At 60.4% G+C, this 16194-nt stretch carries 13 protein-coding genes and 1 pseudogene; 12 read left to right on the top strand and 2 right to left on the bottom strand.

The features are described 5' to 3' along the window. Positions 1-3 precede the first annotated feature (3 nt). The 3 genes and pseudogenes from VOI22_RS05350 to VOI22_RS05340 form a co-directional block, all read left to right on the top strand. A complete protein-coding gene (locus VOI22_RS05350; RefSeq protein ID WP_323795528.1) occupies positions 4-1455 on the top strand; it encodes an O-antigen ligase family protein in 1452 nt (483 codons plus the stop codon). Positions 1456-1512: 57 nt separating this feature from the next. Further along, positions 1513-3303, top strand: coding sequence for a glutamine--fructose-6-phosphate transaminase (isomerizing) (gene glmS, locus VOI22_RS05345; RefSeq protein WP_323795527.1), 1791 nt, complete (start codon positions 1513-1515; stop codon positions 3301-3303). 5 nt (positions 3304-3308) lie between these two features. Then, positions 3309-3935: pseudogene (locus VOI22_RS05340) on the top strand (acyltransferase); the annotation flags it as partial. Here VOI22_RS05340 and VOI22_RS21110 read toward each other — a convergent pair. Next, positions 3886-4035, bottom strand: coding sequence for a hypothetical protein (locus VOI22_RS21110; RefSeq protein ID WP_416366144.1), 150 nt, complete (start codon positions 4033-4035; stop codon positions 3886-3888). The pseudogene VOI22_RS05340 and the gene VOI22_RS21110 overlap by 50 nt on opposite strands. Before the next feature lie 10 nt (positions 4036-4045). On the opposite strand from VOI22_RS21110, the gene VOI22_RS05335 reads away from it, so the two are divergent. The 8 genes from VOI22_RS05335 to VOI22_RS05300 are packed head-to-tail and all read left to right on the top strand — an operon-like array spanning position 4046 to position 14395. Further along, positions 4046-5230, top strand: coding sequence for a glycosyltransferase family 2 protein (locus VOI22_RS05335; protein WP_323795525.1), 1185 nt, complete (start codon positions 4046-4048; stop codon positions 5228-5230). A 13-nt stretch (positions 5231-5243) separates the two neighbouring features. Further along, positions 5244-6911, top strand: a complete 1668-nt coding sequence (locus VOI22_RS05330; RefSeq protein WP_323795524.1) for an asparagine synthase-related protein — start codon at positions 5244-5246, stop codon at positions 6909-6911. Between the two features lies 1 nt (position 6912). Further along, a complete protein-coding gene (locus VOI22_RS05325) occupies positions 6913-8052 on the top strand; it encodes a glycosyltransferase (protein ID WP_323795523.1) in 1140 nt (379 codons plus the stop codon). Then, positions 8049-10430: a hypothetical protein gene (locus VOI22_RS05320; RefSeq protein WP_323795522.1), complete on the top strand. Its 2382-nt coding sequence runs from the start codon at positions 8049-8051 to the stop codon at positions 10428-10430. The genes VOI22_RS05325 and VOI22_RS05320 overlap by 4 nt, the downstream gene beginning before the upstream one ends. 45 nt (positions 10431-10475) lie before the next feature. After that, complete coding sequence (locus VOI22_RS05315) at positions 10476-10826, top strand: hypothetical protein (protein WP_323795521.1); 351 nt, start codon at positions 10476-10478, stop codon at positions 10824-10826. After that, positions 10823-12322: a hypothetical protein gene (locus VOI22_RS05310; protein ID WP_323795520.1), complete on the top strand. Its 1500-nt coding sequence runs from the start codon at positions 10823-10825 to the stop codon at positions 12320-12322. The genes VOI22_RS05315 and VOI22_RS05310 overlap by 4 nt, the downstream gene beginning before the upstream one ends. After that, positions 12319-13419 (top strand): glycosyltransferase, encoded by a 1101-nt coding sequence (locus tag VOI22_RS05305; protein WP_323795519.1) that lies wholly within the window; start codon positions 12319-12321, stop codon positions 13417-13419. The genes VOI22_RS05310 and VOI22_RS05305 overlap by 4 nt, the downstream gene beginning before the upstream one ends. Further along, complete coding sequence (locus VOI22_RS05300) at positions 13376-14395, top strand: glycosyltransferase family 4 protein (protein ID WP_323795518.1); 1020 nt, start codon at positions 13376-13378, stop codon at positions 14393-14395. The genes VOI22_RS05305 and VOI22_RS05300 overlap by 44 nt, the downstream gene beginning before the upstream one ends. An 83-nt stretch (positions 14396-14478) precedes the next feature. Here VOI22_RS05300 and VOI22_RS05295 read toward each other — a convergent pair whose 3' ends face one another. Next, positions 14479-15408, bottom strand: a complete 930-nt coding sequence (locus VOI22_RS05295; RefSeq protein ID WP_323795517.1) for an NAD-dependent epimerase/dehydratase family protein — start codon at positions 15406-15408, stop codon at positions 14479-14481. Positions 15409-15524: 116 nt separating this feature from the next. Here VOI22_RS05295 and VOI22_RS05290 point away from each other — a divergent pair, with 116 nt between their 5' ends. Continuing rightward, the gene (locus tag VOI22_RS05290) at positions 15525-16175 is read left to right on the top strand and encodes an oxidoreductase (RefSeq protein WP_323795516.1); all 651 of its coding nucleotides are present in this window, start codon (positions 15525-15527) and stop codon (positions 16173-16175) included. Positions 16176-16194 lie beyond the last annotated feature (19 nt).

The following is a 16194-nucleotide window of genomic DNA, read 5'->3' as shown; positions in this document are numbered from 1 at the left end:
GCCATGTTTCTGAGCTCTCGGATAGGCCAGGCGCTGGCAGCCATCGGGATCAGCTGCTTCGCAGGTGCGGCCTGGTACGCGACCAAAACACCGCTGGCAGCGTTGGCTCTTGCGATGGCGCCGTTCGCGGTGCTGATCGTTTTCCGATTTCCGGTCGCGATCGTTATCGGCTTCGTTGTGTTCTCGCTGTTCAGGATTCACGAAGCCTATCCGATGCTTTACTCACTGCGCATTCCGCAGCTCCTGGCCCTGGGGGCACTGGCCACCCTCGGCTATCAGTTCGCAACGCGGCGTCTGACCCTGTTTCTGACCCCGGAATTAAAAGTAGCGCTCACGTTTTTCATACTGGTCACCGTTGGGGTTGTATTCGCGAGCAACTTCGGACTGGCTTTCGGGTTCTGGAGCGGCACTTTCGTGAAGATCGCCATCATGGTCTTCGCCATCGCCTGGCTGGTCCAGAAACCGGGCGACCTCGCACTTGCCAGCCGGGTGTTCGTCATTGCGGGCTTCCTCGTCGCTCTGGTCGCAATCCAGAACCGGCATAACGGAATAGGGCTTGTCGAAGGCACACGCGTGACTATTGGCAGAAGCTTCGGCTCGATGCTCGGAGATCCGAACGACCTAGCACTGGTGCTTCTGTTTCCTGCCAGCTTCGCGGTCGCAATGATACTGCGCCGAGGTCTAGGAGTTCACGACCGGCTTATCGGACTCATCGGCCTGGCGACTGTCATCCTCGGGATTGTCTACACGCAAAGCCGCGGCGGATTGCTCGGCCTGATGGCAGTCTGCGGTGTCTACGCCTGGAACCGGACAAAGAACAAGATGCTTCTGGTGTTGGCCGGAGGTGCCGTCGGGGCCGTTCTCTTCGTCCTGGCCGGCGTCGGAGACCGTTCTGTCGTCGCTGCGGCAGACGGGATCGACGAGTCCTCCATGGGGCGTCTTTACGCCTGGGAAGCAGCGTTCCGGATGGCCCTCTCCAATCCTCTTTCCGGTGTCGGTCTCGATAATTTCTACGCCAATTACTTCTTCTATTCCTCACACTGGGACGGCAAGAACCATGCTGTGCACAGTACCTGGTTCGGCGTTCTCGCGGAGTCGGGTTTCCTCGGGTTCGGCGTCTTCTGCACCATGGTTGGTGTCACCCTGCGTCGCGCCATGGCGAGCGAGAAGGAAGCCCGCCAGTGGCCTGCCCATCTTGACCGGGGCGTCGCCTGGACGGGTGCAACCCGCGAAGCCCTGCTAGCCGGCCTTGCCGGGTTCTGCGTGTCGGGCACGTTCCTTACTCAGGGCTTCATCTGGCCCTTTTACATAATGCATGCCCTGATCGTTGCTGCAGACCGCATTTCGCCAGAACGCATCGATATTCTCCCCCGTGTTGCAGGACGCAATGCAGGTTCCGATGCAGGTTGCGAATCCTCCCCCGTCGAGAATCTAAATAACACTAAAAATCAATAAGTTAACTTCTGGCACGCCGCTTGCGAATATTGAGTCGAACAATCTTTGGAGGATCCTATGTGCGGGATTATCGCTGGAGTAAACGGCAGCTTCATGGCCCACGCGTTGATCGACGGCCTGCGTAAGCTGGAATATCGTGGTTATGATTCCGCGGGCATCGCAGTCCTCGGCGACCGTATCAAAGTTCGTCGCGCTGTCGGTCCAGTTGACCAGCTTGAGCTTTTGCTACGCGAACGCCCTGCCGATGGCAGCATCGGGATCGCTCATACGCGCTGGGCTACTCATGGTAAACCGAGCGAGATCAATGCCCATCCGCATGTCCATGGCGGCATCGCCGTGGTGCAGAACGGGATCATCGAGAACCATCAGGAACTGCGACGCGAGCTGATTGCGGCCGGACACAGCTTCCTCTCCGAAACCGACACCGAGGTCATTCCACACCTGATCGTCGAGGAACTTGCTGGTTCCAGCGATCTGGTCGGCGCTATCCGGCGCGCCTCGGCGCGTATGCGCGGCCGTTACTCGATCGCCGTACTCGACGGAAGGGATCGCGATTCCATCGTGACCCTGCACATGGGCAGCTCACTTGTCATCGGCCGGGGGAACAATGGTGCCTGGGTCGCGTCCGATGACGCAGCCCTGACCGACCGTGTTACCGACATCGCGAGCATTGAGGAAGGCGACATCGCCATCCTGAAGCGCACCGAGATTACGATCTTGGACAATAAAGGGACCGTTGTTGAACGCGAATGGACACCCGTAGAAGACAGCCAAACCACAGTCGCCTCGACCGAATGGCCCGATCATACGCGCCGTGAAATCGACGAGCAGCCGACGGCTGTCGCCACGACGCTTCGCAATCTCGCCAATCTCGATATCCCGGATGTACTGGTTGAAGCGGACCGCGTCCAGATAGTCGCCTGCGGCTCGTCCTACTATGCCGGCATGCTTGCCCGGCGCTGGTTCGAGGAGCTTGCTCACATTCGAGTCGATCTCGAAATAGCCTCCGAATTGTCGACACGCCCGATGCTCGGCATCGACAAGACGGCCGCCATCCTGATTTCCCAGTCCGGCGAGACAGCGGATACCATCGCCGCGCTGGATCTTCTTGAAGCGAATAATGTACCGACCATCGCGGTCGTCAATGTCGCCCGCTCCCAACTGGCGCGACGTGCCGATCATTTCTGGCCGACAAGCGCCGGACGTGAGATCGGGGTCGCGGCAACGAAGACCTTCGTCTCGCAGTTCACCGCCCTTGCCCAGCTTGCCCTGCGCGTTGCCCGGATAAAAGGCAAGATATCGATTTCGCGGGCAGTGGAACTGCAGGCGGAACTTTGCCGCCTTCCGTCATCGATCCAGACCATCTTCGGATGCGAGGCGCAGGCAAGTGATATCGCCTCCCGCATCAAGTCATCCGAAAGCTGTTTGTTTCTGGGACGCGGGTCAGACTATGCATCTGCCGCAGAGGGCGCACTCAAGCTGAAAGAGCTCTCCTACATTCACGCCGAAGCCTATCCGGCGGGTGAACTCAAGCACGGCCCAATTGCCGTCATTGCCGACGGCTTGCCGGTAATCGCCTGCGCCAGCCGCGGCCCGACGCTGGAAAAAACACTTTCCAACCTCGCCGAGGTAAAGGCCCGTGGTGCCTACACAGTCCTGATTACGGAACGCGGCGAATTCGACTGCGACGCTGCCGACGACGTCATTCGCGTGCCGCAGGCAAGTCCTTTCATTGCGCCGCTCCTGCATGTCATCGCCATGCAGTTCCTCGCCTATCACACGTCCAGCCAACTCGGCCTCGACGTGGACAAGCCGCGCAACCTGGCCAAGTCGGTCACGGTGGAGTGACAGACATGAGCGGTTTCAGGCATTGGGTGAAGGAACGCCGCCATCCCGTCGCGAAAGCGATCTACGGCATCGCCACTGCGCGGCGTCACCTCGAAGTACCGGTTATTCCCGGTATTCACAAGGGTCTTTACCTCCTGCATGGAAGCGTCGTGTCCGCATTCCGGGACTGCACCCGGATCCTTTACCGGACACCGATATTCAGGAGCCGCCTCGCCCGCTCCGGCCGCCAGCTCTATCTGGACGGCGCCGGTCTGCCTCTCGTCCTCGGACCGGTCGAAATCGAGATCGGCGATGACGTTCGCCTGTCCACCCAGGTCACGATCAGCGGCCGCACTCGGGCTACCCCCCGCCCGACACTCAGCGTTGGCCGCAACTGCGATATCGGTTGGCAGACGACGATTGCCGTCGGCAGCCGCGTCGTCATCGGCAACGATGTGCGGATCGCTGGTCGTGCCTTCCTCGCCGGATATCCCGGCCATCCGCTCGATCCGATAGCACGGGCCGCCGGCGAGCCGGAAACCGAAGACCAGGTTGGCGACATCATCCTGGAAGACGGTGTCTGGCTTGCTACGGGAGTCACGATCAGTGCTGGCGTCCGCATCGGTGCCGGCACTGTCGTCGCCGCCGGAAGCGTCGTAACCCGCGATCTGCCGCCAGGAGTTCTTGCCGCTGGCGTTCCGGCCCGGCCCATTCGCCCCCTCGCGCCGCTCGCGGCGACCACCGAAGCTGCATGAGGTCCGCCATGTCCGTGTTTCTCGAAGCCGTCACCCTCGCCGCAACCGGCCTGGCTGCCTATCACCATGCTGTCTACCCCGCATTGCTGCGAGCGATCGCCCGGCGCGAAAACGGAACCGCCGAGGCGTCCAGGCGCGACTTCCTCTCCACCACGGCGGACAGCGATCTGCCCACCGTGACCGTCCTCGTGCCTGCCTATAACGAGGAGAAAACGATCGCCCAGAAGATCGCCAATGTTCTCAGCCTCGACTATCCGGCGGACCGGCTCGAGCTGCGGGTCGTCTGCGACGGATGCACGGATGAGACCTACGCGGAAGCCTCGCGCGCGGTAGAATTCGACGAACAGGCCCTCGACCGCGTGACAATCGTCAACTGCCTCGAGAACCGCGGCAAGACTGCCGTTCTCAATGAACAAATCGCGCGTTGCGATACTGACCTTGTTGCACTTACCGACACGTCCTCAATCCTCGCCGTCGATGCACTTCTCCTCGCCGCCCAGCATTTTGCCGACTGGCGGGTCGGCGTCGTGTCCGGGACCTACCTTTTGATGGAGCCCGGATCGGCCGGCGAAGCGGCCTACTGGCGCTTTCAGACCGCGCTGAAAGCCGCGGAAGCGCGGATCGGCGGCCTGATCGGTGCCCATGGGGCCTTCTACGTTATCCGCCGCTCCAGTTTCCGGCCTATTCCTGCCGATACCATCAATGACGACTTCGTCATCCCGATGTGCATCGCGGCGGACGGCCTGCGCACCGTCTACGACCCAAACGTCTTGACCTATGAACTCGACGGCACCTCTCTCGCGGTCGACCGCCAACGCCGCAAGCGCATCGGGGCAGGTAACATGCAGCAGGCTATCCGCCTCGTCGGCCTGCTCCATCCCCGGCATGGCGGCCTGGCCTTCGCCTTTTTCTCCAGCAAATTCCTGCGGGCGTTCATGCCCCTGATCCTGGTTCTCGCCTGGCTCGGCTCGCTGGCGCTTGCACCAACATCGCCGGTCTTCGCCGTCCTCGCCGCCGGCCAGAGTGCCGGCTACCTGCTGGCTGGTCTGGTGCATGTTGCACCCGGCCTGCCATGGGGACGTGTCGGCCGTGCCGTCCATTATCTGGTCCAGGCCCATGTCGCCAACGGCATCGGGGCACTCGACTACCTTCGGAACCCGAAGCGCGGCCCCTGGCGCCGCATCGCCACCTGAGGAGATCCGTGCGATGGCCGAATTCTTCGCCACTCTGAAAAACGGGAACGTTTCCACGGTTGCCTTCTCCGCCAACCGTGTAACCGAAATACACCGCTTTGATCTGCCTTCGGGCCTGCTGATTGCCTGGGGAGATCCGGGCACGCCTGTTGATGAATCCTCGCTCCTGACAGCCCTGAGTGACGGTCGCGCCCCTGAACTCTGGGGCATCAGTGCCGTTCTGCTCGATAAGCTCCGGGGCAGGATCATTGCCGCGACGGACGTTCTTGGCCTCTACCCCATCTCGCTATTCCGGTCCGACAAGGAAATCGGTGCGGCGAGCGCGACCGCGACGATCCTCCAAAACCGTCCCGAACTCGCAAACGGCGGCGATCCCGCCGCCGCGACCGAACTGCTTGGCCTCGGCCAGCTCCTCGGCAATCGGACGGTATTCCCGGCTATCTACCAGTGCCGCCCAGGCGCAGTGGTCTGTCTGAAACCCGTCCATGCACCCGAGCAGCTTAGCGAGACAATTCCGACACTAGGTGCGCCGGACAGCAGCCCGCAACAGGCATTGGATGCGCTGGTTGGCGCCGTCGACCGCTGCCTCCGTGCCTCTCCCGAGGCCATGATCCCTCTGTCTGGCGGGCTGGATTCCCGCCTTCTGCTGGCCTGCGCCCTCGCCGCCGGTCATCAGCCCGACACCTTCTGCTACGGCGCCCGGAAAAGCTCCGACCGCCGCATCGCTCTCCACCTTGCCGGCGCCGCGGAATGCTGGCATTTCGAAGCTGACATCGAGGCGGAGCAGATTGCCAGTCAAGCCTCCAGAGTTGGCTGGGCGGGCGCTGGAGAAGTGGCTGTCAACCACGCCCACAGTCTCCTTGCCGCCGATGCGCTCCACGAGATCGCCGGACGGCCGTTGATCACCGGCACTGGCTCGGAAACCTATCGCTGCTTCTATTACGACCGCGGCGCCCCGGGACTTGAGCTGCTCGGCTCGCCACTCGCACGCAAACATTTCGCACCGCGAGCGCTCCGGTATGTGATGGAACATATGTCCGGCGGGCGTCTGGAGGCACTTGCCGCATCCGGAATGGCCGAGGGTCAAGAGGCCCTGGCCCGCCTGGAGCAGGAAGTCTCTTGCCTGCTGGACCGGACGGACACGCTCGCCAGTGGGCTCGATCTTGCCTATTTACGCCTTCGTGTTCCACGTTTCGTCATCGCGGGGCAACAGCTTCTGGACAATGTTCATCCCCGCTTCCACCCGTTCCTCGACCGCGATGTCGTAACGGCGATGTCCGGTTTGCCGGTTCATCGTCGTATGGCTGGCGGCTTCCATCGCTGGGCCATCCGCCGACTGTCTCCGGAGCTTGCCGCGATCGATTGGGACAAGACCGGTCGTCCCCTGTCGGAAGGCCTGAGCCTCGCCGAGCGCTGGCCGGGGCTGGCAGCGCGGTTCGGTGTATCGGCACGTTACGGGAAATCAGGCGCACCCCTCACCGATTACGCGTCCTGGGCGAAAGGCACAGACGTATCGCTGCTGGCCGGACATGTCGCCGACTGGACTGGCATCACAGGGAAAAGCCGCAACTCCTTTACCAACTGGGCGGCCGGTCTCGATCAGCTCAGGGCGGCCGGCACGCTGTCCGCTCTAGACAGCATCGCAACTTTAGCCCGTGACGATCAATCGGAGGCAGCGTGAGATGAAACGACCGCTTGTCATGTTCGGAGAAGACTGGGGAGGCCTTCCCAGCAGCAGTCAGCACCTTGCCAAACGCTTTGCCGCTGATCGCCCGGTCATCTGGGTCAACTCAATCGGCCTTCGGCGACCGCGTTTGAATGCCAGCGACGCAGCCCGCGTCATGCGCAAGCTTCGGTCTATGGGACGCCGCAACCAGCAACCGGCAGCGGCTCCCGAAACACATGACACGCCGGCGAACCTCACTGTCATCCATCCCCGCGCCGTTTCCTGGCCCGGGAACCCGCTCGCGTCGGCCATCAACCGTGCCAGTCTCGGTGCCCAGATCCGGGCCGCGCTGCAACAGCAAGGACTCGAAAGACCGATTCTCTGGGCCTCGCTGCCGACCGCCGTCGACGTTGTCGGAACTCTGGGAGAAGCAGCCGTTGCTTACTATTGCTGCGATGATTTCTCCGGACTTGTCGGTGTCGACCATACGCCGGTCAGCCGGATGGAGAAGAGGCTCGCGCAAAAATCCGACATCGTCTTCGTGACCAATGAGGCACTTGAGAAAAAATTCGAGGGCTCCCGGGTCTCGGCCTTGCCGCACGGCGTCGATTTCGATCTTTTCGACTGCCCGGCGGACCGACCTGCCGACCTGCCCGACGGAAAGACGGCCCTGTTTTACGGCAGCATTTCGGATTGGCTCGATCAGGATCTGATAGCGCGGACGGCCGAAGCACGGCCTGACTGGTCTTTTGTCCTGATTGGCAAGGCAGACATCTCCCTGGGACGGCTTTCATCCATCCCCAATATCCATCTGCTTGGCCCGCGTCCTCACCATACCCTGCCCAGCTATGTCCAGCATGTGGATGCCGCCCTGCTGCCTTTCTTGGATACGCCACAGATCCGGGCCTGCAATCCTCTGAAACTGCGCGAGTACCTAGCCAGCGGAACTTCGGTGATCAGCACCGATTTCCGCAGTCTCGCCCCTTATAGAGATGCCGTTTCTGTCGTCTCCGACACGACCGATTTCAGCGCCGCTCTCGACCGGATCGATAACAGTCCCGCGGCGCGGGCCGCCCGGAAACAGCTCGTGGCGGCAGAGACCTGGCGAGCCCGGGCGGATCAGGCACTTTCTGCGCTTGAAGGGATTGCGGCGTGAGAAGTCTCATTCTTGCCTTGGTGATCGCGGCGCTCCTGTCAGGTGGCGTCTGGTTCCAAAGCAATGCCGGCCCAACAGGCTACGAGCTGCCGATTAACGCGCTGGCTTCGGCGCCCAACGACGCCGAGATCGTGGTGTCCGGCAAGAACGGCCACGAGGTGCCGGCGGTCATCGTACTGCGGATCGACGATGCGCAATCGGCCGACTACTGGAGCCGGGTTAATCTGGAGCGCAAAGTGCCGCCCGGATTGTTCACCTTTCGTGTCCCCATTGCTTCGTTGAAAACACCGCGCCGACGTCCGCTCGACCGGCAGACACTGACACTGGCCAAGCTGTTCGCGTCTCCTTCCGATCAACGTGTCTCCGTCGAGCATGCGACGGTCGAAATCCCAGAACGGGTTCACGCGCCGGGAAGCGATGTGATCGCCCTCGATTTCGGACCCGAAGACGGGGCCATCTTTCCAGGATTTACCAAGGTCGCACCCGGCGACCCGATGCTGATCGGACGAAATCTGCGCACCCGGGACCGCCCGGGCGGAGACGCACTGATCGCCGACGGTGTCGAGGGCATAGAACGACTGGTTCTCAAGCATCGTCCCGGCATCTGGCAAGTTACCCTCTGGACCGAAGATGTGGGCGAGTGGGAATACCTGCCACATGCCCTCGAACGGCGTATCCGGATCAATGGCGAGACCGCATTCTACCGCCGGATGACGCATGCCGACTGGCGACGTCAGGTCTATCTGGAGGGACGCGCGCACGAATGGCATCCGGGCACGACCGCCTGGGACGGTTTCGGCGGACGGCGCGGCGGAAAAGTGACGCATGTGGTCGAAAGCCAAGACGGTGAGATCAGCATCGAATTAGCCGGCTCGGACCTTTCGTCCACTTTCCTGTCCGGCCTTGTTCTTACATCTGTCGGTGATGCGCACACTCTCAAAAACATCGAGGCCGAGCGCCGGAAGCGGTTCGACGAAACCTGGCGTTTCAAGAAGATCGACTTAATGACCGAAGCTGCGCCGGAAACGCTCCAGATTACCGGGGGCGGAACAGTCATTTCCGCGCCTGGAACGCATGCACGATTCGAAATCACCGTGCGCTCACCGCGTGAAATCATCGATCCGGCCACGTCTCTCGCAGCACCCGAGCGCCTCGGCACATTTCTGCCGGGAACGCTATTCGCAGGGCACTGGCGCCTGACCAGACCGGAAACGGCATCGACCCTGCTCGTCGCCGATGACCGTCACCTGCGCGGAGATGCGGCTAACCTTTCCATCCTTCCAGGTCTGCCGAGGCGCTACACGGTGCTTGTTCCAGTGCCGAAAGCAACTCCTCCGGGCCTTTACAAAGGCAGCATCACCGTTGCTGGCCAAGCTTTGCCGATCTCCGTGGAGGTGCTCGATGTCACGCTTCCCGAAACAAACAAGACCATAGGCATCTATCTTGAAGACTTGCCGCTGCACCGCTGGTTCAAGACGTCCTCAACCGAAGCCCGGCTTTGCGATCTCTCCACGCTGAAGTCTCTCGGCCTGACTGGCGTCGCACCTCCCATGACCGCACCAAAGACCGTAGAAACGCTTGAGACGATGATGCGGGATATCCAGACTGTCAGGCTCGCCGGTTTTTCGACTCCCCTACTCGGCTACACGCCCCTGAAACGTCTCCAGGGCACGAAAAACTGGACCGACCAGTTGCTGCAGGCGGAAACCGATCTCACCGGTAGAGGGGAGACTATCTACTGGTCGGCCGCGGATGAAGTTTCCAATGACGGTCACGACCTGGAAAAACTCCGGGCCTGGATCGGGGAAATCCGCAAGGCGGCACCGACGGCTCGTATAGCAGGCCATTTCAATGCAGAGCGCGATCAGGAGGTCGCCCCCCTGTTCGACCTTGCCCTGATTAATTCAGGATACGGGCTCGATCAGGACTCGATCGATGCGCTCAGGGATAACGGAACCAGAACCATGATCTACAATGTCGGCCAGACCCGTTTGGCTGCCGGCACCTTCCTCTGGCGCAACGATCTCGACGGCTACCTGCAATGGCACGCCCGGATGCCCACCGCGGATCCGTTCGATCCGACCGATGGTCGCGAAGCTGACGTCCAGTGGCTCTATCCGACGCCGGACGAATGCCCGCGTGTCCCCGATATCGACCGCGGTTTGCTGGATATGGCGGACGGCATTATCGATTTGCGCTGGCTTCTGTGGCTCGACCAGGAAGCGTCGCGAAATGCAACGGCTGTCGCACTTCGCAAGGTGATACATGACCGTATCTCCGGCGACTGGATGAAGGATAAGCACCTGAGTCACATGGATTTATTCCACCTTCGAGAAAGCATTACAGCATTGGCACGGAACCTGCGGTTCTCGGACTGAGTTATCTCAGTTTGCATTCGGCATAAGCCGGACGAGGAGGTTCCAATGCAGAAGTTCCGTAACGCCGCGAAAGCCTTTGCGTTGCTGGCCGTGCTGGCCACTGGCGCCTGTGCTCAGTCGCCATTCGATCTGATCGCACCGGCAGATCTGGCACTCATGAAAACCGACCGGGATATCGTCCCGTCCGACCCTCTTTCCGTCGAGGGCATGCTGGCCCGGGTACGTGGAGAATTCATGCCGCCGGCAGCCGAAACGGCCGGTCTCCCGCATGGTATGTCCGGAACCGATTTCGTGGCGGGTGCGGGATCTGACCTGTCCGACGATATCACGCTTGAGGAACTGCGGCGCCAGGTCGCGTCCAGGGCGGTCGACACCTCCGTTCCGGGCTGCAAATGATCTCGATCCTGTCACTGCGGGACATCATTCTCAGGATCGCTTCTGCGGCCTGGCAACGACGCTATCTCATCGTCGTCCCAATCCTGTTGATGCCCCTTGTCGGTACCGCCATTGGCATTGTGACGCCGCGCTATTTCACGGCGAAAACAACGCTGCTCATTCAGGAGCCGACCAGTCACAACCCGTTTCTGCAGGATCTCGCAATATCGACGCGATTGAAGGATCGCATGGACGCTCTTGTGGAGCAGCTCCGGATCCGGAAATCGCTTCAGGAAGTGCTCTGGAATCTCGGTTGGATCAACAAGGACACCCCGATGAGCGAGGTTGAGATGCTGACTGGAAGGCTCAACAGTAACCTGATGTTTCGCCTGACCGGCGGCGAAGTAGTCGAGATTACCTACCGCTCAAATGTGGCAAAGGGCATGGACAAGCTCCTGACCGAGGTCAGCCACCAATTCATCACCAGACTATTGGCCCCGGGCCAGACAGCCGTCGACGGCTCGGAAGAATTCTTGCGGGAACAGTTGCAATCCAAACGGTTGGAACTGGAAACACTGGAACGACAGCTCGCCGACTTCAAATCGGAACATGCCGATTCCCTCCCCGAACTGCACATCCGCAACGTTGATCGCCTCGCTGAAGTCAGGCGCTTTCTCTCTGACAAAACGAGCCAGCTCGCGGGCGACCGCGCGAGTTTCGCGTCGATCAAGATGAAGCTTGTGGAGACCGATCCCGTCGTAGGCCAGCTGGATAAGGCGCTCGTCGTCGCGCGCACGGAACTGTCGATCTTGAGGTCTCGCTATACGGACCAGCATAGCATGGTCAAGGCAATGCTCCGGCAAGTCGGTCAGCTCGAACATGAGCGCAGTGAAAGAGTCGCGCTTGGCCGCACCCTTCTGAACAACGATCCTGATCGTCTCTGGAACATGATTTCGTCTGGAGTTGCCGAGGGACAGGGACTCGTTGTTTCTCAGTTGGAGCGATTGCAGGAAGCGAAAGATCAGATCGAGCGGCTCGGAAAAGAAATAGAGACCCTCGGTGAAGAAGAAGTCGTCCTGCGCGAGAGGGTCAATGCCTTCGGCATGGTCGAACAGACCCTGACGAGCCTGCAGCGCGATGTGACCGTTCTCCGGAAGATCGTGGCGCAACTCGCCGAGCGATTTGAAATGGCACAGGTAACAGGATCTCTCGGCCGCTTCGATTCCTCGGAAACCGTGAAGGTCGTTAACCCCCCATTGGTCCCCAAGGCCCGCACCGGCCTCCCGACCGTATTTTACACCGTGATGGGCCTTGTCGCCGGTTTCGCCCTTGGAGTGGGTCTCGCCGTGGTCGTCGACATTTCGGACACGACTATTCGCACCGTCGACCATGTGGAACGCATCCCCGGATTAAAGGTTCTGACCCGGCTGCCTCGGGTCGCCGGCTATGGCCCCACTCAGCACACCAATCGCAGAAGCCGCCTTATGCGGTTCTTCAGACAGGAGGCAAAAGCATGAGCGATCATGTCGTCCAAATCGTCCAGCACCTGCGCCCAGGCGGTCTCGAATGTCTGGTTCTTGATCTGACGCGCCGGAGCCGAAGCCGGAGTACCATCATCTCCCTTGAGGGAACACGAGAAGAATCCATCAATGCCTGGCCGCGGCTCAGAGAATTCTCGGATCGGATTCTGTTCATGGAGAAGCCGCCAGGTCTTGTGCCCCGCCTTGCTGTCTCTCTCGCTCGCACTCTGACGGCGATTGGCGCCGACGTGGTGCACACTCATCATGTCGGCCCCCTGATATATGGCGGAGCCGCAGCGCGTCTTGCCGGAATAGCCAAACTCATTCACACCGAGCATGACGCCTGGCATCTCGACGCGAGGCGGCGGCGTTTTATCGTCAGGACTGCCATGCGGGCCTTCCGACACCTGCTCGTGGCAGATGCGCCGAATGTCGCCGGACAGATGAACCTCCATCTCGGGTTCGAGAACATCACGGTGATTCCGAACGGTGTCGATACCAATCGCTTCACCCCCGGAAACAGCCGTATCGCACGCGCCAGCCTCAACCTGCCGCTGGACGTTCCCATGTTCGGCATCGCCGCGCGCCTCGAACATGTAAAAGGCGTCGATATCCTAATCGACGCGATGACCGAATTTCCCGAGTTGCATCTGGCGATTGCCGGAGACGGCTCCGAACGGGAATCCCTGATACGGCGCGTGGACGCCAACGGCATGGCCGGGAGGATACATTTTCTTGGCAGGGTCGATGCCATGGAAGATTTCTATCGGGCCCTGGATCGCTTCTGCCTGAGTTCGAGGGCAGAAGGCCTGCCCCTCTCCTTGCTTGAAGCACAGGCTTGCGGCATCCCGGTGATCGCAACAAATGTCGGGGGGGTACTCGACGCCATGGATCCCGGTTCCGGTTTCGTCGCCGCCAAGGCCGAGCCTGCCGCCGTGGTCGATGCCATATACGGGTCCCTCGCCCGAATTCAGGTCTCGAACCCACGAGATTTCGTCATGGAACATTATTCGCTCGATCGCATGATGATCGACTATGAGGAGCTATGGCATGGAAACACGCCAAATCAGTCGTCCGACATGGCAGCTGCTTGATTCAAGCGCCATTGGCGGGATTGAAACCCATGTCCTGGGGCTGGCTCAGGCGCAACGAGAGGCAGGCAGACAGACCAAGGTTGTTTTCCTGGCCGATCATGGCGCGCATCCATTGCGAGACCGGCTGGACCGGGCGGGCATTCCCTGGCGCTGTCTCTCCGGGTCCATCAAGGATCTCGTGACTGTCATCGCGGATGAGCAACCGGCACTGGTTCACACCCATGGGTACAAGGCCAACATCTTTGGCCGCATCGCCTGCCGGCGTACTGGAACACCTCTGGTCTCGACCTTTCACAATGGTGATACGGGTACCGGCAAAGTCCGGCTCTACACCCTGCTCGACAGGCTGAGTGCGCCGCTCGGTAAAGCTGTCGCGGTGAACCAGGATATCGCCGCCAGGATATTTGGCGGCGCTGAGGTGGTTCCGAACGGTGTCCGGGTTCCCGGGAATTGCCCGCCACGGCGTGGTCGCGAGATTGCCTTCATCGGACGGCTTTCGCATGAAAAAGGCCCCGATCTACTCTGCGAGATTGCGCGCGGCCTGCCGGACCTGACCTTCAGCATCTATGGCGACGGGGCCATGAGCGGCTCGCTTGAAGCCATTGCGCCTGCAAACGTGACGTTTCACGGAGCGGTAGAGGACCTTGATCGCCGTTGGCCCGGCATCGGCCTGCTGGTGATGCCGTCCCGTGCCGAAGGTCTGCCCATGGCTGCGCTCGAGGCCATGGCGCAGGGTGTTCCGGTTGCCGCTTTCGATGTTGGAGCATTGCGTCAATTGACAGATGCGGGACGCGGCTGGTGTGCACCACCAGAAGATACAGGCGCATTGCGCGATGCTATCCGCACCTGGTCCCATCTCGAAGACGCGGAACGGGATACTATTGGCGAGCAATGCTGGGAGTATGTCCGGCATGAATGCTCCGCGGATCGTCTTGTTCAGCGCCTGGAGGCTGTCTACCGCCTGGCGGCCGCCTGATACATCATTTGAATAACCAGCCGCAAAAAAAGCCGGCCTCACTCGCTGAGGCCGGCTTTCCCTGTTCGGAAGAATTCCCCAGGTCAGGCGGCTTTCTCTCCTACACCCAACGATGACAACAGCTGCATCAGGCCGGTCCCAACCGAAGTCTCCGGTTTGAACCCGAAAGCTGACCTGAGTCTCCTTGGATCGCCGATTGAGGCATGGATATCTCCTGCGCGGGCTTCAAGATAGCGCACGGCAACTTCACGGCCGGCGGCCATCATGACGAGATGCGCAAGCTCGCGGATCGACGTCGCTCGCCCGGTGCACACGTTGAAGACACGGGCGCCCCGAACTGGGGTCTGCATTGCGGCGTCAAGACAGCGCACCACGTCGCCCACATAAACAAAATCACGGGTCTGGTGCCCGTCGCCGAAGACCTTCAGCGGCTCCCCACGCATGACCCGGTCGGCAAAGATCGAGATCACCCCGCTATAGGGAGATTTGGGATCCTGACGCGGGCCATAAACGTTGAAAAACCGCAATCCCGTCGTCGGAATGCCGTGAATAAGGGCACCCACCCGACCGTGCAACTCGCAGCCCAGCTTGTCTGCTCCGTAAGCCGTCATAGGCCGCGGCTCATCCGTCTCGCTCAGCGGCAAAGCGCAATTGTCTCCATAGATCGCGGCTGAAGAAGCATAGACAACGGGACATTTGCGGGCGCGCGCCGCGTCGGCGACATGGACAAAGCCCGTTAGGTTGACCTTGTGGGTCCAGCTCCATTCTTCGTTGGAACGGGCGACCGAAGCGATAGCGGCCAGATGAAATACCCCGTCAACATTACGCATGGCCGCGTCAACAGCGGCCTGGTCGGTGATGCAACCACGGACAAATTCCGCCTCGGGATTAAGATTGTCGAGAGAACCGGTAGAAAGATCGTCCAGAACCAGAACCGAATGGCCATCGGCAAGAAGTTTATCGACGAGATGGGACCCGATGAAGCCGCATCCGCCCGTGACGAGATATTGCATGGGAGTACTCCGAACATTGAGATACCCCTCCTACGCAACCGACATGCCAAAACCGAAGCCTCTGAAAACCAAGGGAATACGCTGAGCCGTTTCGCAAATTGCAACGACCGGAGCCGTTGCATTCTGCAACGGAATCGCTTTTCACAACTCACACAGAAAATGCTAACAAACTGATTCAACGTAATTTTATGGATAAAGCGAAGACGGAACGAAGTTTGCGTCCGGTGGTGAGTAGATCAATTCAGAAGGAGATCCCAATGATCGCTCGCCGCTCTCTCATTGCCTTGTTCGCCGGAGTGGTGTCGCTGTTTGCGACATCGACGTATGGCGAAATGCAACGCCCGCAGAATGACGTCATTTTGGAAGTGTCGGGCAAGATCGCCGTCATGAATGAAGGCAGTAAGGCAACGTTCGACAGGGCGATGCTTATGACTCTGCCGCAGAGGGAAATCCGCACCACAACGGCCTGGACCGACGGTGTCCAGATATTCCAGGGCCCGCTGATCCGCGACGTTCTGAAATTCGTTCAGGCGGATGGGTCTAATCTGCGCGCGATCGCGCTCAATGACTACGCGATCACCATCCCGACATCGGATTTCGAAAAGTATGACGCCATTCTCGCGCTGCTGATGAACGGCGAGGAAATGTCCGTTCGGGAAAAAGGACCGATCTGGATCGTTTATCCGCGCGACCAACACAACGAGCTGCAGAGCGCTGAATACAACGAGAAATGGATCTGGCAGCTCAACCGGATTGTTGTTGAATAATTCCGCATTCGCAGAGGTT

It is taken from the genome of Nisaea sp. (assembly GCF_034670185.1).
Taxonomy (GTDB): Bacteria; Pseudomonadota; Alphaproteobacteria; order Thalassobaculales; family Thalassobaculaceae; genus Nisaea.
The sequence above is the reverse complement of the archived record's forward strand: the minus strand, read 5'-3'. Positions and strand labels throughout refer to the sequence as shown.

Bases quoted from the DNA above. Each gene is read 5' to 3' on its own strand.
- VOI22_RS21110 (WP_416366144.1), bottom strand. From the start codon at position 4,035: ATGCAGCTTCGGTGGTCGCCGCGAGCGGCGCGAGGGGGCGAATGGGCC.
- VOI22_RS05295 (WP_323795517.1), bottom strand. From the start codon at position 15,408: ATGCAATATCTCGTCACGGGCGGATGCGGCTTCATCGGGTCCCATCTC.
- VOI22_RS05315 (WP_323795521.1), top strand. From the start codon at position 10,476: ATGCAGAAGTTCCGTAACGCCGCGAAAGCCTTTGCGTTGCTGGCCGTG.
- VOI22_RS05300 (WP_323795518.1), top strand. From the start codon at position 13,376: ATGGAAACACGCCAAATCAGTCGTCCGACATGGCAGCTGCTTGATTCA.
- glmS (WP_323795527.1), top strand. From the start codon at position 1,513: ATGTGCGGGATTATCGCTGGAGTAAACGGCAGCTTCATGGCCCACGCG.
- VOI22_RS05325 (WP_323795523.1), top strand. From the start codon at position 6,913: ATGAAACGACCGCTTGTCATGTTCGGAGAAGACTGGGGAGGCCTTCCC.
- VOI22_RS05305 (WP_323795519.1), top strand. From the start codon at position 12,319: ATGAGCGATCATGTCGTCCAAATCGTCCAGCACCTGCGCCCAGGCGGT.
- VOI22_RS05335 (WP_323795525.1), top strand. From the start codon at position 4,046: ATGTCCGTGTTTCTCGAAGCCGTCACCCTCGCCGCAACCGGCCTGGCT.
- VOI22_RS05330 (WP_323795524.1), top strand. From the start codon at position 5,244: ATGGCCGAATTCTTCGCCACTCTGAAAAACGGGAACGTTTCCACGGTT.
- VOI22_RS05310 (WP_323795520.1), top strand. From the start codon at position 10,823: ATGATCTCGATCCTGTCACTGCGGGACATCATTCTCAGGATCGCTTCT.
- VOI22_RS05350 (WP_323795528.1), top strand. From the start codon at position 4: ATGTTTCTGAGCTCTCGGATAGGCCAGGCGCTGGCAGCCATCGGGATC.